At 69.2% G+C, this 18,414-nt stretch carries 20 protein-coding genes and 1 pseudogene; 11 read left to right on the top strand and 10 right to left on the bottom strand.

Features of this window, described 5'->3' with window-relative positions:
- Positions 1-85 precede the first annotated feature (85 nt).
- On the top strand, positions 86-607 hold the full coding sequence (locus OG798_RS07865; protein ID WP_267063757.1) for a DinB family protein: 522 nt from the start codon (positions 86-88) through the stop codon (positions 605-607).
- An 87-nt stretch (positions 608-694) separates the two neighbouring features.
- Entirely contained in the window at positions 695-1,177 is a 483-nt protein-coding gene (locus OG798_RS07860) for a helix-turn-helix domain-containing protein (protein ID WP_323138691.1), read from the top strand.
- Positions 1,178-1,245: 68 nt separating this feature from the next.
- Here OG798_RS07860 and OG798_RS07855 read toward each other — a convergent pair whose 3' ends face one another.
- The 3 genes from OG798_RS07855 to OG798_RS07845 all read right to left on the bottom strand — a co-directional run bounded on the left by OG798_RS07855 (position 1,246) and on the right by OG798_RS07845 (position 3,932).
- Positions 1,246-1,848, bottom strand: a complete 603-nt coding sequence (locus OG798_RS07855; RefSeq protein ID WP_054233833.1) for a ClpP family protease — start codon at positions 1,846-1,848, stop codon at positions 1,246-1,248.
- Between the two features lies 1 nt (position 1,849).
- Positions 1,850-2,503 carry an ATP-dependent Clp protease proteolytic subunit gene (locus OG798_RS07850; protein WP_054233834.1) on the bottom strand — a complete coding sequence of 218 codons (654 nt, stop codon included), beginning with the start codon at positions 2,501-2,503 and terminating at the stop codon, positions 1,850-1,852.
- 202 nt (positions 2,504-2,705) lie between these two features.
- The gene (locus tag OG798_RS07845) at positions 2,706-3,932 is read right to left on the bottom strand and encodes an epoxide hydrolase family protein (RefSeq protein ID WP_267060756.1); all 1,227 of its coding nucleotides are present in this window, start codon (positions 3,930-3,932) and stop codon (positions 2,706-2,708) included.
- Positions 3,933-4,091: 159 nt separating this feature from the next.
- Between OG798_RS07845 and OG798_RS07840 the strand changes: the two genes are divergently transcribed.
- The 3 genes from OG798_RS07840 (at position 4,092) to OG798_RS07830 (ending at position 6,545) form a co-directional block, all read left to right on the top strand.
- The gene (locus tag OG798_RS07840; protein ID WP_095856492.1) at positions 4,092-4,574 is read left to right on the top strand and encodes a VOC family protein; all 483 of its coding nucleotides are present in this window, start codon (positions 4,092-4,094) and stop codon (positions 4,572-4,574) included.
- A gap of 529 nt (positions 4,575-5,103) precedes the next feature.
- Positions 5,104-5,418 carry an ABC transporter substrate-binding protein gene (locus tag OG798_RS07835; RefSeq protein ID WP_267060755.1) on the top strand — a complete coding sequence of 105 codons (315 nt, stop codon included), beginning with the start codon at positions 5,104-5,106 and terminating at the stop codon, positions 5,416-5,418.
- A 380-nt stretch (positions 5,419-5,798) separates the two neighbouring features.
- Positions 5,799-6,545: a PP2C family protein-serine/threonine phosphatase gene (locus OG798_RS07830; RefSeq protein ID WP_121417316.1), complete on the top strand. Its 747-nt coding sequence runs from the start codon at positions 5,799-5,801 to the stop codon at positions 6,543-6,545.
- A gap of 102 nt (positions 6,546-6,647) precedes the next feature.
- On the opposite strand, the gene OG798_RS07825 is transcribed toward OG798_RS07830, so the two are convergent.
- A complete protein-coding gene (locus tag OG798_RS07825) occupies positions 6,648-6,809 on the bottom strand; it encodes a hypothetical protein (protein WP_328756683.1) in 162 nt (53 codons plus the stop codon).
- A 416-nt stretch (positions 6,810-7,225) separates the two neighbouring features.
- Between OG798_RS07825 and OG798_RS07815 the strand changes: the two genes are divergently transcribed.
- Positions 7,226-7,657 (top strand): SRPBCC family protein, encoded by a 432-nt coding sequence (locus OG798_RS07815; RefSeq protein WP_121417318.1) that lies wholly within the window; start codon positions 7,226-7,228, stop codon positions 7,655-7,657.
- Positions 7,658-7,834: 177 nt separating this feature from the next.
- On the opposite strand, the gene OG798_RS07810 is transcribed toward OG798_RS07815, so the two are convergent.
- A complete protein-coding gene (locus tag OG798_RS07810; protein ID WP_121417319.1) occupies positions 7,835-8,116 on the bottom strand; it encodes a hypothetical protein in 282 nt (93 codons plus the stop codon).
- 321 nt (positions 8,117-8,437) lie between these two features.
- On the opposite strand from OG798_RS07810, the pseudogene OG798_RS07805 reads away from it, so the two are divergent.
- From OG798_RS07805 to OG798_RS07790, 4 genes and pseudogenes are all read left to right on the top strand, one after another.
- Positions 8,438-8,671 (top strand): annotated as a pseudogene (locus OG798_RS07805) (permease); the annotation flags it as partial.
- Between the two features lie 283 nt (positions 8,672-8,954).
- A complete protein-coding gene (locus tag OG798_RS07800) occupies positions 8,955-10,271 on the top strand; it encodes a PP2C family protein-serine/threonine phosphatase (RefSeq protein WP_328756682.1) in 1,317 nt (438 codons plus the stop codon).
- A gap of 142 nt (positions 10,272-10,413) precedes the next feature.
- Positions 10,414-11,178, top strand: a complete 765-nt coding sequence (gene ku / locus OG798_RS07795; RefSeq protein WP_328756681.1) for a non-homologous end joining protein Ku — start codon at positions 10,414-10,416, stop codon at positions 11,176-11,178.
- A gap of 271 nt (positions 11,179-11,449) precedes the next feature.
- A complete protein-coding gene (locus tag OG798_RS07790; RefSeq protein WP_121417322.1) occupies positions 11,450-11,716 on the top strand; it encodes a helix-turn-helix domain-containing protein in 267 nt (88 codons plus the stop codon).
- 149 nt (positions 11,717-11,865) lie between these two features.
- On the opposite strand, the gene OG798_RS07785 is transcribed toward OG798_RS07790, so the two are convergent.
- The 3 genes from OG798_RS07785 to OG798_RS07775 are packed head-to-tail and all read right to left on the bottom strand — an operon-like array spanning position 11,866 to position 14,934.
- Positions 11,866-13,527 carry a hypothetical protein gene (locus OG798_RS07785; RefSeq protein WP_328756680.1) on the bottom strand — a complete coding sequence of 554 codons (1,662 nt, stop codon included), beginning with the start codon at positions 13,525-13,527 and terminating at the stop codon, positions 11,866-11,868.
- A 4-nt stretch (positions 13,528-13,531) separates the two neighbouring features.
- On the bottom strand, positions 13,532-13,858 hold the full coding sequence (locus tag OG798_RS07780; RefSeq protein ID WP_328756679.1) for a helix-turn-helix domain-containing protein: 327 nt from the start codon (positions 13,856-13,858) through the stop codon (positions 13,532-13,534).
- Positions 13,855-14,934 carry a tyrosine-type recombinase/integrase gene (locus tag OG798_RS07775; RefSeq protein ID WP_328756678.1) on the bottom strand — a complete coding sequence of 360 codons (1,080 nt, stop codon included), beginning with the start codon at positions 14,932-14,934 and terminating at the stop codon, positions 13,855-13,857. The genes OG798_RS07780 and OG798_RS07775 overlap by 4 nt, the downstream gene beginning before the upstream one ends.
- A 283-nt stretch (positions 14,935-15,217) precedes the next feature.
- Here OG798_RS07775 and OG798_RS07770 point away from each other — a divergent pair, with 283 nt between their 5' ends.
- Complete coding sequence (locus OG798_RS07770; protein WP_121418648.1) at positions 15,218-15,430, top strand: hypothetical protein; 213 nt, start codon at positions 15,218-15,220, stop codon at positions 15,428-15,430.
- Between the two features lie 964 nt (positions 15,431-16,394).
- On the opposite strand, the gene OG798_RS07765 is transcribed toward OG798_RS07770, so the two are convergent.
- Complete coding sequence (locus tag OG798_RS07765) at positions 16,395-17,207, bottom strand: maleylpyruvate isomerase family mycothiol-dependent enzyme (protein ID WP_121417324.1); 813 nt, start codon at positions 17,205-17,207, stop codon at positions 16,395-16,397.
- Positions 17,208-17,456: 249 nt separating this feature from the next.
- A complete protein-coding gene (locus tag OG798_RS07760; RefSeq protein ID WP_328756677.1) occupies positions 17,457-17,966 on the bottom strand; it encodes a hypothetical protein in 510 nt (169 codons plus the stop codon).
- Positions 17,967-18,414: the final 448 nt, after the last annotated feature.

Genomic DNA, 18,414 nt, shown 5'->3' with positions numbered 1-18,414 from the left:
GCTCGTAGGCATGGCCGACCCCGCACTTCCCCAGCCTCCCCAGTCCGGGGGCACCCCGTCCGAGCGGAGCTTCGGGTGGTGGGACATGTTCGTGCACCCGGACGACGATCCGCGCTCCGACGGGGGGTTCGTGGGGGAGCGGGACACGCTCGTCGGGTATCTGCGCGACCAGCGGCTGACGTTGGAGATGAAGTGCGCGGGTCTGGACGCCGAGGCGATGGCCCGGCGTTCCGTCGAGCCCTCGAACATGTCGCTGCTCGGGCTGGTGCGTCATCTGGCGGGGGTCGAACAGGCCTGGTTCCGCGGGGTGCTGGCCGGCCAGGACGCGCCGCGGCACTACCGCTCGGACGGCGACCCGGACGGCGATTTCAACGGCGCGGTGCCCGACCCCGAGGTGGTGGCGGATGCCTGGGACACCTGGCGCTTCGAGGTGGCCTTCGCCGAGCGGTTCGTGGACGAGGCCCGCGACCTCGACATCACCGGCACCCACGACGACGAGCCGATCGCGCTGCGGGAGGTGCTGGTGCACCTGATCGAGGAGTACGCCCGGCACAACGGCCACGCGGACTTCCTGCGCGAGCGGATCGACGGGCGGGTCGGGCAGTGACGCGCATGTGGTGCGGCTCGATTTCCCCCAGAGCGGAATGCCGAGCCGATCCCTTCCCTCGCGGCTCGGCGCTTCTAGGCTGAAGGGGTGAGCAACCAAGCGCCGAACGAAGCCCGCGTCATTCCCCTCCGCCCGGCGACCGCACCGGGTCCGGCCACCGGCCCGGCAGCCCGTCCCACCGGTCCCGCCGCCCCCGTGGCCGACGCGCCCCAGCGGCCCCGCCCGGCCCTCGCGCCCCGGCAGACGCCACCGGCGCCCAGGCACAGGGAGCCGCTGTGGCGCGATCTGGTGGGTGACGTCCTGCGGCGCGAGCGGCTCGCGCAGGAGCGGACGCTCAAGGACGTGGCCGACGCGGCCCGGATCTCGATGCCGTACCTCTCGGAGCTGGAGCGCGGACGCAAGGAGGCCTCGTCCGAAGTCCTCGCGGCAGCCGCGCGCGCCCTGGGCCTCGGGCTCACCGATCTGCTCTCGCTGGCCCAGGGCGAACTCACCCGACTCGCCGAGGTGCGGCCCGCCCGCCACCGCACCCCCTCGGCCTCGCGCCACGACGGCATGTGCCTCGCCGCCTGACCGGGCCGACCGGCCAGGGCCCGTCGGCGGACGATGCCGCAGACGTGGGCCCTGGCGGTGGTCCGGTCTCAGACCGTCGCGAGCCGTCGGCTCAGGACCTCGTCCGCGAGTCCGTACGCCACGGCCTCCTGTGCGGTGAACACCTTGTCGCGGTCCATGTCCGCGCGCAGGGTCGGCACGTCGTGGTGCGTGTGCCGGGAGAGGACCTCCTCGACCTGGGCCCGGATACGGAGCATCTCCTTGGCCTGGAGGGCGAGGTCGGACACCGTCCCCTGCCGGCCGCCGCTCGCGGGCTGGCCGAGCAGCACACGCGCGTGCTCCAGCACGAACCGCCGCCCGGGATCGCCACCCGCCAGCAGCACCGCCGCCGTGGAGGCCGCCTGGCCGACGCAGAACGTCGAGATCGGCGCCTGTACGAACGTCATCGTGTCGTAGATCGCCATGAGCGAAGTGAACGACCCACCGGGCGAGTTGATGTAGATCGCGATCTCGCTCTCCGGGTTCGACGACTCCAGATGGAGGAGTTGCGCGATGACGACGTTGGCGACCCCGTCGTCGATCTCGGTGCCGAGAAAGATGATCCGCTCGGACAGCAGCCGGCTGAAGACGTCGTAGGACCGCTCGCCCTGCGGGGTCCGCTCGACGACGTTCGGAATCGTGTACGTACCCATGTCAGAGTCCCATCCGTCGCCGTGACGCGGCCGGGCGGACGTCGTCGAGCGACTCCACGACCCGGTCCACCATGCCGTACTCCTTGGCCTGTTCGGCCGTGAACCAGCGGTCGCGGTCGCCGTCCCGGGAGATCGTCTCCTCGCTCTGGCCGGTGTGCTCCGCGGTGATCCGCTCGATGGCCTGCTTCGTGAACTCCAGGTTCTGCGCCTGGATCTCGATGTCGGCGGTGGTGCCGCCGATGCCCGCCGACGGCTGGTGCATCATGATCCGCGCGTTGGGCAGCGCGTAACGCTTGCCGTGGGTGCCGACGCTGAGCAGGAACTGTCCCATGCTCGCGGCGAATCCCATGGCGAGGGTCGAGACGTCGTTGGGGATCAGCCGCATGGTGTCGTAGATCGCGAGCCCCGCGGTCACCGATCCGCCCGGGCTGTTGATGTACAGGCTGATGTCGGTGCGCGGGTCCTCCGCCGACAGCACGAGCAGCTGGGCACAGACCCGGTTCGCGGACACCTCGTCGACCTGGGTGCCGAGAAGGACGATCCGCTGCGCGAGCAGCTGCGCGGCCAGATGGTCGTCGAAGCGGGTCGCGGGGGTGTCGCCGTCCTCGGCGCGCGGTGCGTGGGCCGGGTACCGGCCGGTGATGAGTGGAGTCATCGGTCCTCCTCGTGGTGGCGCGGCTGTCGTCGCCGCGATCCCCACTCTCGGACCGAGAGCCCCCCCGGATCAGCTTTCTCGGCCCGCAGCAGATTCGCCACGGGCAGAGGGGATACGGGGTTGCCGTCACCGGCGCCACCGACGGCCCCGGCGCCATCGACGGCCCTGGCGGGGGACCGGGGCCCAGATGTCCGACCTGTGCTCAGGCGTCGGTGCGCAGGTCCCGGAAGAAGGACCGCACATCCTCGACCAGCAGCTCGGGCTCCTCCGCCGCGGCGAAGTGTCCGCCCCGGTCGAATTCCGTCCACCGCACGATGTTGTTCGTACGCTCCGCGATGTGCCGCAGCGGTACGAAGGGCTCGTGCGGGAAGACGGCCAGCGCGGTCGGCGCCGTCGACGGCTCGGGCGGTGTGCCCCAGTAGTCCGCGTGCGCCCGCTCGTAGTAGATGCGGGCCGAGGACCCCGCCGTGGCGGTCAGCCAGTACAGCATCACGTTGGTCAGCATCAGGTCCCGGTCGACGGCTTCCTCGGGGCGGTCCTTCGCATCCGTCCACGCCCTGAACTTCTCGACGATCCAGGCGAGTTGACCGACGGGGGAGTCCGTCAGCGCGTAGGCCAGGGTCTGTGGCCGGGTGCCCTGGAGCTCGGCGTACCCGGCCTCCTCGCGGCGCCATTCCAGACCCCGCCGCCACGACAGCAGCGCGCGCTCGCGCTCCTCGGGGCTCAGCGCGGCGAGTTCCTCGGGAGTCGGCTCGGTGGCCGCGGACGATCCGGGCAGCAGGTTCAGGTGGACACCGACGAGCCGCTCGGGGAACGCCCGGCCCAGCTCCCGGGAGATGGCTCCGCCCCAGTCGCCGCCCTGGGCGCCGAACCGCTCGTAGCCGAGCCGTGTCATGAGCTCGGCGAAGGCGGCGGCCACCCGTTGGAACTCCCAGCCGGTGTCCCGGGTGGGCCCGGACAGTCCGAACCCGGGAATGCTCGGTACGACGAGATGGAACGCGTCGGCCGGATCGCCGCCGTGTGCGCGCGGATCGGTCAACGGGCCGACGACGTCGGTGAATTCGACGATCGAGCCGGGCCAGCCGTGCGTGATGACCAGCGGGGTCGCGTCCGGCTCCGCGGAACGGACGTGTGCGAAGTGGATCCGCGCGCCGTCGATCTCCGTCGTGAACTGCGGCCATGCGTTCAACCGCGCCTGCGCCGCCTGCCAGTCGTAGTCGTGCCGCCAGTACCGTACGAGTTCGCGCAGGTACTCCCGCGGGACGCCGTAGGCCCAGCCGACCCCCGGCAGTTCGTCGGGCCAGCGGGTGCGATCGAGTCGTTGGTGCAGGTCGTCGAGGTCGCTCTGCGGGAAGTCGATGCGGAACGGCTCGATCCGCGCGCTGTCCGAGGCGGAGGAAGGGGCGGAGGAATCGGCGGAGGAGGTCATGTCCGCGCATGCTATAGCGCCCCTTGAGGGGGGCTCGAGGAACGACGCGATCGGCCGCCACCGTCCCCCGGCGAAAGTGTCCCGCGCGACGCCGATGAGCTTTGGGACGACGATCGGTCGACAGAGGTGACGAAACTTTTCCCGCCGCAGGAGGTACGTATGTCCGCCGACGGATTCACCACGTGTCTGTGGTTCGACGGTCAGGCCGAGGAGGCCGCGCACTACTACGTCTCGATCTTCAAGAACTCCCGGCTCGGCAGGATCGCCCGCTTCTCCGAGTCCGAGCACGGCACCGCCGGTTCCGTGATGGCCGTCGACTTCGTGGCCAACGGACAGAAGTTCGTCGCGCTGAACGGCGGCCCGCAGTTCACGTTCGACGAGGCCATCTCGTTCCAGATCCACTGCGACGACCAGGAGGAGGTGGACCACTACTGGAACAAGTTCGTCGAGGACGGCGGCGAGGCGGGCCCCTGCGGTTGGGTCAAGGACAAGTACGGCCTGTCCTGGCAGGTCGTCCCGAGCAGGCTCATCGACCTGATCAGCGACCCGGACACCGAGAAGGCGGCCCGGACGGCCCAGGCGATGTACAAGATGTCCAAGCTGGACATCGCGGCCCTGGAGAAGGCGTACGCGGGCGAGTAGCGGACCCACGACACACAGCGGCCGGCCCGCTGTTCCGCGCCCCGGGGCGCGGAACAGCGGGCCGGCCGCTGTGCGGTGCGGTGCGGCGGTGGCCTCGTCCACCGCCCCCGAACGGCCCGGGTCTGCGGGTCCGACATCCTCACCCACCCCGTAACGAGTGGCTTTCCGACGTTAATTTCCGGGTTCCAAGGGTTGGCGCGGAACCATCTCCTCGTTATCGTCCACGCACTTCACTCAATCGCTCCGCTGAACGAATAGCGAGAAGGACGGTCGGTCCATGTCCGACCGTCCACCACCCGGGACGGCGATCGCTCCTCACCGCGGGAGCCGCGAGCACCGTGGCACTCGGTGCGTCCTGGCTGCTCACCGGGTGTACGGGTGCCGCCGCCGACCGCGGCGGCGAAGAAGGGCGCCCCCGCCGCGGCGGCACCCTCCGCATCGCCCGGCAGCCCGCCTCCGAGGCCGAGACGCTGGATCCGGCCAGCGCCCTCTCGGCGTACGAATACCTGGCGCCCTCTACAACCGCCTCGTGCGCGTCGACGCGGACGGCGACCTCGCTCCCGACCTCGCCGAGTCCTGGGAGCCCGACGCCCAGGCCCGCATCTGGACCTTCCGCACCCGCGAGGGCGTCACCTTCCACGACGGCCGAAGGCTCACCGCCGCGGACGCCGCCTACACCCTGCGCCACATCCTCGACAAGGCGACCGCCTCGCCCCAGGCCGCCGTCCTCGCCCCGCTGATCGACCCCAAGAGGCTCCGCACACCCGACGAGCACACTCTGGTCGTGCCGCCGAAGACCCCCAACGCGGAGTTCCCGAGGCTGGTCACGCACTACAACTGCTAGGTTGCAGAGACCGTCCAGGGTCGTCCAGCTGATCCAGGTCAGGTGCGTAATGCCAGGTCAGAGACCCACGGTCCGGGGAAGTCCGAACAGTTGGCGAGACCTGTGTGAGAGCGGGTGAGACGATGAAGTCCTGCCCAGGCGACGTCGTAGTCTCCGCCCGACAGTGCGGCCGCTGGGCCGAACCGCGCGAGTTCTGCGTGTGCGCGGCCGGGCGATGTCTGAGAGACCGGCATCAACTCGCGGAGTGCCCCGGACAGGATGTCTCGTGAGGGTCCGTCTCTCGGCTCAGGCTTTCGGCCGTGAGGACTCGTGTGCAAGTGTCAGCAGGTCCGGGGCCCGGCCTCCGGCGGTGTGCCGGTGCGGGAAGGCGGTGGCGCTCCATGTCGTACGTCGCAGTGAGCGCGCTGAGCCACCCCGGGCTCCTCCGCGAGCGGAACGAGGACAGCCTCGTCGTCGGACCGTGGACACTGTGCGCCACCGTGACCGAGAACCCGCAGACCCTGGTCTTCCCGCTGGGGACGCCCCTCGTCGTCGGCGTCGCCGACGGGCTCGGCGGACATCCCGGCGGCGACGTGGCCAGCGCCCTGGCTGCCCACCGGCTCGCGTCGATCGGTCCCACCCTGAGCAGCGAGGACGCCGTCCGCGACGCCTTGAACGCTTGCAACCACGCCCTGTACAAAGCCGCCGGCGGCACCGGAAGTGAGCTGGCCACCATGGGGACGACCGTCGCCGGCGTCGTCGTGCGGCCCGGCTCGCTGCTGACGTTCAACGTGGGTGACAGCCGGGTGTTCGCGGCCTCCCGCGACGGTCTGCGCCAGGTGAGCGTCGACGACAGCCCGCCGCTCGAACCCGGGCAGCGCACCACGTCCCTCGTCACCCAGTGCCTGGGCGGTGCGCCCGGCTACCGCCCCATCAGTCCTCACGTGTCGGCCGCGTCGCTGTCGCCCGGCGACCGCTACCTCATCTGCACAGACGGCCTGACCGACCCGGTGACGCCGGAAGAGATCGACGCGGTGACGCGGGAGTACGACGACGCCCGGGTGGCTTTCGAACTGTGGAAGGCCGCCATCGCCGCGGGCGGGCCCGACAACATCACGCTGGCGGTCGTGCGCATCGGAGACGAGTAGGGAAGGCCCCGGTCGCCCTTTCGGTAAGCGGTCGGACAGGGAAGACCTCTAACGCGCCAGGACGGCGATACGCGGTGGGGCGGAAATCCGGGGTCACGGTGGCTACGCCGTTGTGTTGTCCCGGTCGTACGGTCCGCCACCACGCCACTCGATCAGCTTCGGGTCGTCGATGCCCCGGTCCTCGGCGGCCAGGCCGACACGGTGCAAGAAGTCCAGCACGTCGAACAGGCTGTACGCGGTGCCCGTGCACTTGCCGTGGATCATCACGCGCCGACCCCCGTCCGACTCCGGCGAAAGCACGACCACCGGGGGCGTACGTCCATGTCACCAGCATGTGCCGGGACCGGTCGGCCCGCAGCTTCCGGTCGTCGTCGCTGAGGCTCACCGAGACGTTGTTGCCCAGGCTGTGCTCCATGCCCTGTGGGGTGTCGGCGCTCATCAGGGTGAAGCTGCCCGGGGTTTCCAGTGCCGTGCATGATCTTGTCGGCTCCGGGGTGACCTGCCGGCCGAACACCCCTTGGGTACCTGCCGGTGGTGACAGCATCGGACAGCGCGGTCGTAGCGATGTGTGGTGCGGACCGCGTTCACCGGAACACTCGACGCCACCGCCTGGCACCCCCACCGGGCGCACACTGGACACAGAGAGCCCATGCGTCATGAGTCGAACATGGAGGTGGGCCATGAGCATCCTGGAAGAACACGTCGACGTTGGAGTGCCGATCGACAAGGCTTGGGACGACCTCCACCGGGTGGAGAACTATCCGCGGTTCGTGGAAGGAGTGCGCGAGGTCCGTACGGAGGCGGGTGGTCGAGCGCGTCTGGACGTCGAGGCCGGCGGCCGGGCCCGGGTGTTCGAGGCCGAGATCTCCGATCGCAGGGGGGAACGCGTGATGGAGTGGCACACCACCAGCGACCCCGAACTGGGGGGTTCCTTCTCGCTGCAGCCGATCGACGAGAACCGCACCCGGGTCCAGGCACGGCTCGAGTACGACCCCGACACGATTAGGGAGACATTCGGCGGGCTGAGGGGATTCGCCCAGGTGAACGCGATCGAACGGCTTGTCCGCAGCGATCTGGAGCATTTCAAGGAGTGCGTGGAACAAGGGGGTTGAGCGGTAGAGAAGGCGGGCGCTGGGGGCTGTCGAGGACGGCAGCCTCCGCTCGGAGCCGCCGCTGGCGGGCCGGGGCGCCGTAGCCGCTGCGCGCCGTTCCGTCGGAGCCCGCGGTGGGGCGGGGGATGTGACGGATATGGAATGGCCTTGTTTGGAGTCGCATGCTCCGAACGCCGGTCAGGTCTCGATCACGGCATCGCAGTCGGAGCAGACGACGGATGCGTACTGCACGGGGTACCAGGGAGCGCCAGGGTGTTCGGAGGGCTTCCAGTAAGCCGTCTGCATGGCGAAGGTGTCCTTGCCGCAGAGGGTCCGCGGTCCGGTCGCGGAGGGCTCCCCCGGGGCGGAGGGTGCGGCGTGCACCTTGTGGACGGGCTGTTCCTCACCAGCCGGTATCCCCAGGGAGGAGCGCTTGGTCATTGGGTTGTCGAGCTCGTACACGACGACGATTTCGCCCATGCCTCCACAGTAGGCGGCCGACCTGCACGCAGCCTCGAGTCGGGTGGCTGTCCAGTCCCATCCACCGGTTCGAGAGTCGCATCCACCGGTTCGAGCCTGGCCACCTCGAACTCCACCATGATCTCGTCAGCCGGCCGCAACGCACCCAAGAACGCGGTGTAGGGCTTGATTCCCCAGGCGGATTGAGTGACGGTCGCTCAGCAGCGCAACAGCCTGTCGCCATTCCCCTTCCCGTGCACCGTGACCGGGTGGGTCCGGGCCTTGACGGTGAGCTCCCCGTGATCTCGAAGGACTGCGGGATTCCTGTGATGCGGGTGGATCGTCTGCTCGATCAGCAACGTGCCCCTGGCCGTGCTGCTGTGGAAGGGCGACAGGAGCTTCGGCGGCGTGATCGCCTTCATCTACGCCGACCTGTTGATCCTCCCGATCCTCAATGGCTGCCGGAAGTACTACGGCGCGCGCATGGCCGCCATTCTCCCGGTCACCTTCTTCGCCGCGATGATTGTCGCCGGTTACGTCGTCGAGTTCGCCTTCGGCGGCCTGGGACTGATCCCCTAACCAGGTCGACGCCGAGCTGGGTACAGAGCTCACGGGCCCGTCACCACACCGCCGATCCACCAGCGCGGACCACCCCTGTGAGTGAACGCCTCCGCTGAGCTGGGGCGATAGGGTCATAACGGAAGGTCTGGGCAGTCTCGAGGGCCGGGTCTGGCGCAGTTGTCCTTGTCATCCCAGGGGCGCGTCTGCGCCCGGCACACGTCAGGGGGCCTCTTTGCCGCCAGAGACACAACGATGCGCTCTGACGCTCCCGGGCTCCGATCGCCGAGCGACACCCGGTGTGGCCACCAACACAGACACGGCCAGGCTGACCTTCCTGTGCGACGCCGTGCGCGGTATCGGCACAACCCTGGATCTCAAGCGCCAGGCCGGCCAACTTGCCGGCCTGGCGGTGCCCGGGTTCGCCGACTTCGCTTCGGTTCATCTGTGCGATCAGGTCGTTGCGTCGGAAGATGACCTTGCGCCCCAGGGCCTGGAGGGTGCGGTGGTGATGCACCGCGTGGCGGCAGTCCACCACGAGGACCTGGACTGCCGGGAGGAACTTCGCCCGGGGAAGACCTTCGTCTACACGACCGGCACGGCCATGGCCCGATTCCTTGCGGAGATCGAACCGGTCCTCATTCCCCATGTAGGAGATGAGGTCCTGCAGCAACTTCCGGCGGAGCTCGACTGCCCGGCCGCCCGGTTGGTGCTGAAGGGCTCCTCCGTCCTGCTGATGCCGCTGGTGGCGCACGGCGGGGCCCTCGGCTTCCTGGTGTTCGGGCGCAAACCCGACCGCCCCGCTTTCGTCGCCGACGACCTGACAGCCTGTGAGAAGGTGGCCGAGCGGGCGGCCGTGGCCCTGCACAACGCCCGGATCCACAGCGACGAAGCGACGGCATCCGCGGTGCTGCAGCGCAGCCTGCTTCCCACGCCGCCCCCTCGTCTGCCAGGGGTGGAGATCGCCTACCGGTATCACCCCAGCAGTCGCACCACACAGGTCGGAGGCGACTGGTTTGACGTGATCCCCCTGCCGGGCCACCGAGTCGGACTCGCCATCGGCGACGTGGCAGGTCACGGCCTGCATGCAGCGGTCGTCATGGGGCAGCTGCGCACGGCGGTCAGAACCCTCGCCACTTTGGACCTGCCCCCCGGGCGGCTACTGGCCCAGCTCGACGCCTTCGCACAGCACCTGGGCCACACCCAGCTGGCCACCTGCCTGTACTGCGTCTACGACCCGACGACCGGCCGCTCCACCCTCGCCAGCGCCGGCCACCTTCCGCCAGTCCTCGTGGGGCCTGACGGCAGCGATGAACTGCTGAAGGTCCCCGTGGGCGCACCGATCGGAGTGGGCAGCGTCACCTTCGACACCCTGGAACTACTCACGGACCCCGGCAGCCTCCTCCTGCTGTGCACCGACGGCCTGGTGGAGACCCGCGGGCAGGACATCGAGGAGGCACTCCGCGCGCTCGGCCGCAGACTCACCGCCCAGCACTCGTCGCTGGAGGACACCTGTGAGGCACTGATGCGACACCAGCATCCCGAGGGTCACCACGACGACATCACCGTCCTCATGGCTCGCCTGAACGGGATTCCATGCGATTCTCTGCGGAAGTAGCTCTGGATGCCGGGGCGGGCCGCTCAATTTCGAGCTGTTCCCAGGCGCGTTTGTTCATCGTGGCTAACGTCGGGCTTTCACGCGTGCACCCGTCCGCCCCTTGATCAAATAAGCGGAGAGTGGTGCTGACCTGCGACGATGGGTGATTCGGTTCGAGTCGGTCGCGCTGTCGATCAGGCTGTACGCCGCCACGGAGGAGCATCCTGTGCGCCTTCACGAGATCCATGTCAGCGATGGAAGTCGCGTCGAGCACCGCTGCTTCTGCAAGGCCGAGAACCAGGAAATCCCGTACGAACAAGTCGGCAGGGGCTTCGCCCTGGGCGACGGGCGCATGGTGCGGCTCACGGACGAGGACCTGGCTCATCTGCCTCTGCCCACGAAGCGGACCGTCGACGTGCTTGGTTTCGTGCCCTTCGAGGACATCGACCCGATCAGTTACGGGCGGCCGTACTACGTGGGCTCCGGACCGGGCGGCGACCGCCCGTACTCTTTGCTCGTCGAAGCGCTCGCCCGCACCGGCTGCGCCGCCGTCTCCAAGGTCGCCCTCTGCGGCCGGGAGCGGCTGGCGCTGCTCCGCCCTCGCCACGGCATGCTCATCCTTCAGACTCTCCTGTGGCAGGACGAGCTGCGCGACCCCGGAGACCTCGCGCCCTCGACGCCGGTCACCGACCGGGAGCTGGAACTGGCCGAGATGCTGATCCGGGAGCTCACCGGTATCGACGTCGGCGAGGTACACGACGAGTACGCCCACGCCCTTGAACAGCTCGTAGACGTGAAGATCACCGGCGGTGAGCTTGCCGGGCCGGTGGAGGCCGCCCCTTCGCTGGACCTGATGGCGGCACTGGAGGAGAGCGTCCGGGCAGCCAAGCGGGCGCACCCACGCCCGTCGGCCCGGCCTCGGCCATAGCCCTCGTGGCCGTACAAGCGCCGCGGAGGTTCGCTGTAGCGGATGCTGCTTGGTGCGCCGCCGGGGCCCCAGCCGCGCGGGTCGGTGACGAGCCAGTGGCGCAGGTGCTGCAGGCGCCCTGCGGAATCGAGGCGGTGGTGATGGAAGGCGTCGGTGTCGGCGCCGTCGGGGATGACGGGTATCTCGTGGGACACTGCGACGACGGCGAGACCCCCGCATCGGCTACCTGAGCGCAGCCGAACTGAACAAGTGGATCGGCCACACCAAAAGGTTGCTCACCGCGGACACCAGCGAGCTGGGCCCCGGGACGGACATGGCTATCGCGCTGCTGGCGATGTTTGCGCAGATGGAACGGATCTACATGCTGGAGCGTGCCGCTGGCGCCCGTACTGCCAAGGAAGCCCGCGGACTGCCGACCGGACGGCCCGCGAAGCTCAACGCGACCACCCGCGCCGGAGCCGCCCAGCGGATCAAAGACGGCGCGATCCCCGAACAGGTCGCCGCAGAGCTCGGCGTCAGCCGCTCCACGCTGTACTGAGAGCTACGCAAGCACCGCGAGAGCACCAGCCACGAAGGCTGATGAGTGATCCAAGCCGCATCCCTGCTGGTCAGCGGTATCCGTTGCTTTCGCAGCGAGTACTACCGGGACCCCAAGACCCCAGCGAGTTCACGAAAACTGAAGGGTTCTCAGCGGGAACCCGAGGGTCTGTCGCTGTGCGTTGAAGAGGTGGACCCGCGGGTTCGTGGTGAAGTCGCGGGGTCGGTTTCCAGCGGACGTTCCAGGAGAGCGCGGGCGGAGTTCGCGTAGCGGATCGCGGTCTTCTCGTCCAGGCCGAAGACCTCGGCGAGGTGGAGCGGGTCGGGACCGTGGACGAGGGCTTCTTCGAGCTGGCGGTCGACGCGGAGCCGTTCCAGGGTGGCGTCCTGACCGTGGAGTTCGTGCTTGATCCACCAGCCGCTGACCGGGCCGGTCTCCAGCGCGGTCATCTGGTTGATGAGCAGGTGGGGATTGGCGGTGTTCGGCCAGCGCCGACGCCGGTAGTCCAGCCAGGCCAGCAGCATCTGGTGGGTGAGGTCGTCCATGGGGCGGACTCGTCCGGCGATGGTCAGCTGGCGGTTGCCGAGGTCCACGTCGTCCACATGGAGAGCGCGTATGGCTCCGGCCCTGGCGGCGTGGACGGCCGCGAGTGCGAGGGCGAGGCGGGCGGCTGGGCCGCGGACCGCTTCGACGGACCGGGTCACCTGCTGGGGCAGCAAGGGCTGCAGGACGGAGTACTCGAACGCACCGACCTTGATGCGCGCGGTCGGGTTGCGGAAGACGACGCCGTTCTTCTTTGCCCAGCCGAACAGCGACCGCAGGGCCACGAGAGTCTGGCGCCGTTCGTGCCCGTGGAGAGTCTTGACGTGGGCGACGACGTCGTCGCGGGTGACCTCGCGCAGGTGGTCGTAGCGCTCGGACCATTCCAGCAGGGTGGGGCGTACGGCGTTGAGGTAGGCCCAGACAGTGGCCTGGTCGCGGGGGCGGGTGCGTGGTCCGCCGTCGCGCAGGGTGCGGTTCCAGCTCTCGGCTTCCCGGCGGATCCCGGCAGCAAGGCCGTCGAGCCGCTTCTCCAGCCAGTCCTCGTAGGACGGCCTGCGGTCGTCGACCAGGATGTTCATCGATTCCAGGACCTCGGCGGTTCGCTCGATGCTGCTGTCCAGGGCCCGCAGCGGCGCGATGATCTCCGAGTAGTGGATGACGTCGCCCTCGGTGTGCGGGGACAGCAGCACGACCAGGGCCCGGTCCACGTCGAGACGGACGCGGCGGCCCCACCCGCGCGCCTCGGCCAGGCCATGCGCAAGGTGGCGTCCCCAGGTCAGCCAGGGACTGGCGGGATTGGCGTGCGCATTGCGGTCGAAGCGGCGGTAGTCGCGGGGGACGCCGTCGAACAGAGCCGGCTGGCACCAGCGACTGACCGGCCGGACGGCAGCAAGCGGTGGCGGTTTGCGTGGGCGCCCCCGTCGGGCCTGGCCTCGGGGTTGCGGCGTCGTGGAGGAGCCGCGGTGGTGGTGCATGCCGACGAAGAAGAGCTGAAGGTCACCGACCTGACGAAGCCAGGGCGCCATCACATGCCCGGCCGAGGTCGGCTTGCCGGTGGCCAGGCGGATGTTGCGGCGGGCCTGGCACCAGCACAGTCGGCAGTAGCCGGACTTCAGCGGCTGGTGGCGACGGCAGGCCCCGCACTCGCCGCCGGCGTGCTGACGAGCGAACTGCCAGCACGCCGGGCAGAGCCTGCCCGTGGAATCGCCCCAGGCCAGGCAGTCGTCGCAGCTGGTAGCGGGCTTGCGGTAGCCCTTGCGCGGACTCATGGCGTCACATCGGCGGCAGGGACCGGCCGTCCCGTCGGCGCGGCACCACCGCCGGGGCCGGACCGGACGCAGCGGCGGCCTGCTGGCCGGTCTCCTCGCCAGGGCGGCGGACCTTGTCCGGCTCGGGGATCAGCAGGTCGCCGATCTTGCAGCCGAGGACGACGCAGATGACGTCCAGGTCCTCCAGCTTGAGGGAGACCGGCTGGCCGGACCACAGTCCGGACATCTTCCCCGCCGAGATCACCAACCCGTGCTCGGCCAGGCCCCGTTGGAGCTCGGACGCCTTCCAGATATTCTTGTTCGCGGCCGTCAGCCGCAGGTTCCACCTCATCGGATGAGCCCTTCCAGCCGCTTCGCGGCCCGCTCGGTCCCGGTGACCCAGGCGTCCTCGACCCGGGTCTGCTGGACATGGACGTATCGCATCGTCGTAGCGATCCAGGAATGTCCCAAAACCTCCTGAATTGCAAGCAAGTCCAGCCCGTTCTCATAGAGTTGGGACGCGCAGAAATGCCGCAGGACATGCGGCGTCAGCCTCTCGCCCCACCCCGGCAGATGCGCTTTGGCCGCCTCCTTGAGCCCGCCGCGCAGGGCGTCGTCGCCCACCCGGCGCGAGGAGCCGTCGGCGTTCTTGCGCTCGGAGGGGAACAGCGGGGCGCCGGGGCGGGTGTGGTCGTCGTCGAACTGGCCCCAGACGTCCTCGATGAACCACCGCAGCGTCCTATCGGCGCCGTTGATCAGGGGCACCATCCGCTCGCGCGGTCCGGAGCCGCGGGCGCCCTTGCCATGGCGGACGTGGAGTTTGCCGAAGCGGCCCAGGTTCCACTTGATGTCGTCCAGGTCGAGTTTGCAAGCCTCGCTGACCCGCAGGCCGACCTGGGACATCAGCTTCGCCGCGGTGTAGTTCCGGGCGGTCGGGGTGAACTTGCGGCAGGTGGCGAGCTCGCCGCCCCAGCCGGTGAACAAGGTCCCAACTTCCGGCTCGGTCGGCGGGATCCGCAGCTGGGCGTCCTTGGCCCCGCGCGGCCGGTTCATCTCGTCGATCGGGCACTCGACGACCCGGCCGGTCATGCGGTGGAGTTCGACCTTGTGTCGAAGCTCCAGGAACATGAAGTACGTGGTCATCGCCTGCGAGCGGGCCAGGCGGGTGCCGCTGGGCGAGTTCCGCAGGACTTTTCCGAAGTACGCGTCGGCGTCAGCGGGCTCCATGTCCCACAGGGGCCGGCCGAACCAGGTCCTGATCTGGTCCAGGTGCCCGACGTCCCCACGGATGGTGCCGTCCGCAAGGCCCGCCGAGGCCCGTGCGAGGACGAACCCGGACAGCACGTCGGTTTCGAACCGCTCCAGCTCTTCCGCCGACGCGGGCGCCCAGTGCTCACGCAGGTCCCGTACGACTGCCAGCGCCGCCAACCCGAGCCTCCTCGCCTTCGGCCCGACTGCGGATCGGTCGGACGAGGTGAGAACGCTTCAAGAATCCCGAAGTTACGTCACAGAGCTGCAGAGCACCCGAAGGAGGAAGAACCCCCTGGCCACGGGGTCAGGGAGTCAGCGGGGCTCAGGGGAACTCACGGGATGTCGCACACACCTTGCGACGCTTGCTACCAATGACGGACCCTGGCCGTAGTCGTCCACAGGCACGGGCGGAGTACACAGCTGCCGTACCTTGCTGCTCCTGTGGTCCGCGGGGTGCGAAATGAAAGTCGAACTGATCCAACAGGCTGCCAACGTGCTGTTCGGCCTCCCGGACGATGTGCATGAGGAGATCATCACGCTCATCACTGCTGTGACCCGGGCCCCGAAGCTACAGGCCCCGGAGCTGGCCGCAGTATTCGGTGAATGGTGCTGGCTTGTCTACACCAGCCACGGTGACGTGATCGAAGTGCTGGATGTCGGCTGCGCCCGGTGACGTCAGCGGCGTGCGGGGCTCTTGCGCTGTGGTCTGGCGTGCTGGGCCTGTGCGTGGTCTTCCGCGGGGCCGTGTTCAGCGGCATCTGGCTCGTACTCATCGGTTGGTTTGTGATCGCCTCAGCGACTGCGGAGAGCGGGCAGGCCATGCTCCAAATACTCCTGCGGGGTGTCCCAGTGCGCGAGACCATGACCGCCAACCCTCTTGTGGCCGCAGCCGACACCACCGTCGCCGGCTTCCTCGCCGACCCCGCTTTCCGCTACCGTCACTCGGCCTTCCCCGTCACCGACAACATGCCGTGGGGCGCCGACCGCATTTGGGGTGCCTCCCATCCGGTGCCGACAGGACGTCCCCGCTTATGGCCCCGCGGTGAAGCCGCAGGGAGCATGGAGGAGAGGGACGGCGTCCGCGATCAGGCCCTCCAGCAGGGCCTCAAAGACGCCCGCGTCACGCCACTGCCACGCGGTAGAGGACCCCGTTGATCACCCGACGGTGATCACTCCACCGGGCCCCACGCACACCACCACGAAGCAAGAACGAATCCAGCCGATCCCACTCCGCATTGGTCCGATCCCCATGGCCCATACCGCCAGCCGGACCCCAACACCCCACCCACGTCAGGAGGTCCGGGAAACAGCGCCTAGTCCGGCCGCCGGTAGCCCGCCATGGCGGGCGTGCTGGTGATGCGGCGATTCGAGTGCACCCGGTGCCACCCGTCGTCAGGCCGGCCGCGGCCGTTACACCCTGCCGGGGCCGAAGACCGCTCTTGCAGTGCTCGGCCCCCGGGTCACTCCCGGGCCACCAGCCGGGCGAGGGCATCCGGGCTGCACAGGCCGGTGCCCTCCATCGGCACGCACCCGGAAGAAGCTCGCCGACAACCGCCGCAACCTCGCAGCCGCAGGGCTCACCGAGACCGGATGGCGAGTCCGTCGCCGAGCTCCACCAGCGCGCTCCTTGGCGCGGATCAGAAGGCTGTGTGGGCGAACCAGCAGTCGAGTGCCGTGACGTCTCCTGAGATGTCGAAGGCGGTCTCCTGGTACGACCGCCGCCCGTAGAGCAGCAGGAGGAGGTCGGCCGACTGCCCCCGTACCGCCGTCTGCGCCTTGAACGGCGCGGCGCTGGCTCCGTCCCGCGTCAGCAGTCGGAAACCGTCCGGATCCAGCCGCACCCGCCACTCCTCGCCGGTTTCGCCGGCGGAGTCCGCGCACTGGAAGGCGATGATCTCGCCGTTGCCGTGCAGCTTCGCCACGGCTGGGGCGAAGAGGCCCGCGTAGGGCAGGTTGACGAGGAACTCGTCAACCCCGTCCGCCGCCAGCGCGGGATCGATGTCCGACTTCCGGCCGACGGCACGCTCCGCGTCCACCCGGTGCACCAGCGTTTCGAACAGCATCCGGCGGGCCCAGAACCGCGCGTGGTGGTCCTCACCCCACGCCCACATCACCGCCTGGGGATCCGTGGCCCGCAGCACGGCGGCCACTTGGGGTACGCCGGCTGCCACCCAGTCGGCATATTCCTGCGCACGTTCCGGCAGCCCCAGCTCCACGTCGCGACTGTGCGGAGGCTCCTGCACCAGCCGGGTCAGCAGCGTGCAGAACCAGCGCTGCAGCGCTCCCACGTGCCGGGTGAGCTCAGCCAGCGTCCAGTTGGGGCAGGAGGGCACGGCGGTCGCGGGGTCTGCACCTTTGACCACCTCGGCAAACTGCAGGGTCTCCCGCTCTATCGCCTGCCGGTAGGTGTCGTGGGGCAGAGGGTGCCCCGTCCGGCTCGTCGTCTCCATCTACTGCCGTCTTTCTGTCCGCCGCTCGGATCTTGTCGTGACCAGTCTGGAGGCTGGAGTCCACTCGAAGGCAAATCCGAGGGGGTTGCGTCCCACGGAGGACACTGACACGAAGAATTGGGTCGGTGTGCTGGTCGGGTCGACGGGATGGGCGCTGCCGTGTTGGCTGACCGGGTGAGAGGATCTTCTGGTTGATCATGGTGGTCCGGATGCTTCGCCTGGGGATCCGCGGCGTTGGCCAGGTGTTGTTCAGGTCGGTGACCGCTGTTGCCAGACGGAGGTGAGCGCTGCGACGGGGTCGGTGTCGGCTGGTGCCGCGGGCCACCATTCGCCGTCGTCGTCCCGGAGGTAGGGGTACCAGCGGGCGTCGGGGCCCAGACGCAGCTGGATGCCCTGGCCGGGGAGGGTGAGGCGGTTGCGCCAGGCCCTGAGGGGGACAGGGTCGGCAGCCATCTCGGCGAGGGTCATGGCCAGGGCGGTGCGGGCGGCTGCCATCACCGCTGGGTCGGGGGTGCGGGGCTGTTCGGCGACGGTGAGGCCGGTGGGACCGCCGTGGCGCCAGGCGCGGACGAGGCGGGCGAAGGCGGTCGGTTTGGCGCCGGTGTTCTGGATCAGGTTATGGAACCACTCGGGCCCGGGGCTGCTCGCGGCGATCCGTACGGCGTCCTGATGCTGGGTCAGGTGCAGGCAAGTTTCCGTTTGTACGATGCACGCGCGTCGTGCTTGACGTACCTCGCGAACAGCGGTGTTCCGGATCACATCCTGGCCCGGTGGGCGGGGCACGCCAACGTGAAGACGACCAAGACATGGTGCGTGAAGCCGGACGTGGAGGACCTGCGTCCGGCGGCGGAAGCCTGGGGTGGTTTGGCCAGCGCCGCGACCCCCTCCCGTGAGAAATTGTGAGATGTGGGCGTGTGAGCGGGTGAGTGACATGAACGCTGAAATCCTGCAATAGCGCTTTGACGGGCGATATCACGCCCCGGTCCTGAGCTTGGGGCCATCCCTCGGCACTGCAACTGCTAGGTCATAGCGACCGTCCACGGACGTCGTTCGGTCCTGCAATCAGACGCGCACTTTGGCTGAGCCGCCGTCACCACAGCACCCACACCGAGATCATCGACTGCGCACCACGTGCTTGCGCACGACGTGCTTGCGCGCAGAGGGTCGTTGTCTTCGGCGAGGCGGCCCTGCCTCCTGTTCGGACGTG

This window comes from Streptomyces sp. NBC_00271, assembly GCF_036178845.1.
Classification (GTDB): domain Bacteria; phylum Actinomycetota; class Actinomycetes; order Streptomycetales; family Streptomycetaceae; genus Streptomyces.
Note: the sequence above shows the minus strand (reverse complement) of the source record. Positions and strands in the feature narration are given on the sequence as shown.

Bases quoted from the DNA above. Each gene is read 5' to 3' on its own strand.
- OG798_RS07865 (WP_267063757.1), top strand. From the start codon at position 86: ATGTTCGTGCACCCGGACGACGATCCGCGCTCCGACGGGGGGTTCGTG.
- OG798_RS07855 (WP_054233833.1), bottom strand. From the start codon at position 1,848: ATGGGTACGTACACGATTCCGAACGTCGTCGAGCGGACCCCGCAGGGC.
- OG798_RS07850 (WP_054233834.1), bottom strand. From the start codon at position 2,503: ATGACTCCACTCATCACCGGCCGGTACCCGGCCCACGCACCGCGCGCC.
- OG798_RS07845 (WP_267060756.1), bottom strand. From the start codon at position 3,932: ATGACCTCCTCCGCCGATTCCTCCGCCCCTTCCTCCGCCTCGGACAGC.
- OG798_RS07840 (WP_095856492.1), top strand. From the start codon at position 4,092: ATGTCCGCCGACGGATTCACCACGTGTCTGTGGTTCGACGGTCAGGCC.
- OG798_RS07830 (WP_121417316.1), top strand. From the start codon at position 5,799: ATGTCGTACGTCGCAGTGAGCGCGCTGAGCCACCCCGGGCTCCTCCGC.
- OG798_RS07825 (WP_328756683.1), bottom strand. From the start codon at position 6,809: ATGATCCACGGCAAGTGCACGGGCACCGCGTACAGCCTGTTCGACGTG.
- OG798_RS07815 (WP_121417318.1), top strand. From the start codon at position 7,226: ATGAGCATCCTGGAAGAACACGTCGACGTTGGAGTGCCGATCGACAAG.
- OG798_RS07810 (WP_121417319.1), bottom strand. From the start codon at position 8,116: ATGGGCGAAATCGTCGTCGTGTACGAGCTCGACAACCCAATGACCAAG.
- OG798_RS07785 (WP_328756680.1), bottom strand. From the start codon at position 13,527: ATGAGTCCGCGCAAGGGCTACCGCAAGCCCGCTACCAGCTGCGACGAC.
- OG798_RS07780 (WP_328756679.1), bottom strand. From the start codon at position 13,858: ATGAGGTGGAACCTGCGGCTGACGGCCGCGAACAAGAATATCTGGAAG.
- OG798_RS07770 (WP_121418648.1), top strand. From the start codon at position 15,218: ATGAAAGTCGAACTGATCCAACAGGCTGCCAACGTGCTGTTCGGCCTC.
- OG798_RS07765 (WP_121417324.1), bottom strand. From the start codon at position 17,207: ATGGAGACGACGAGCCGGACGGGGCACCCTCTGCCCCACGACACCTAC.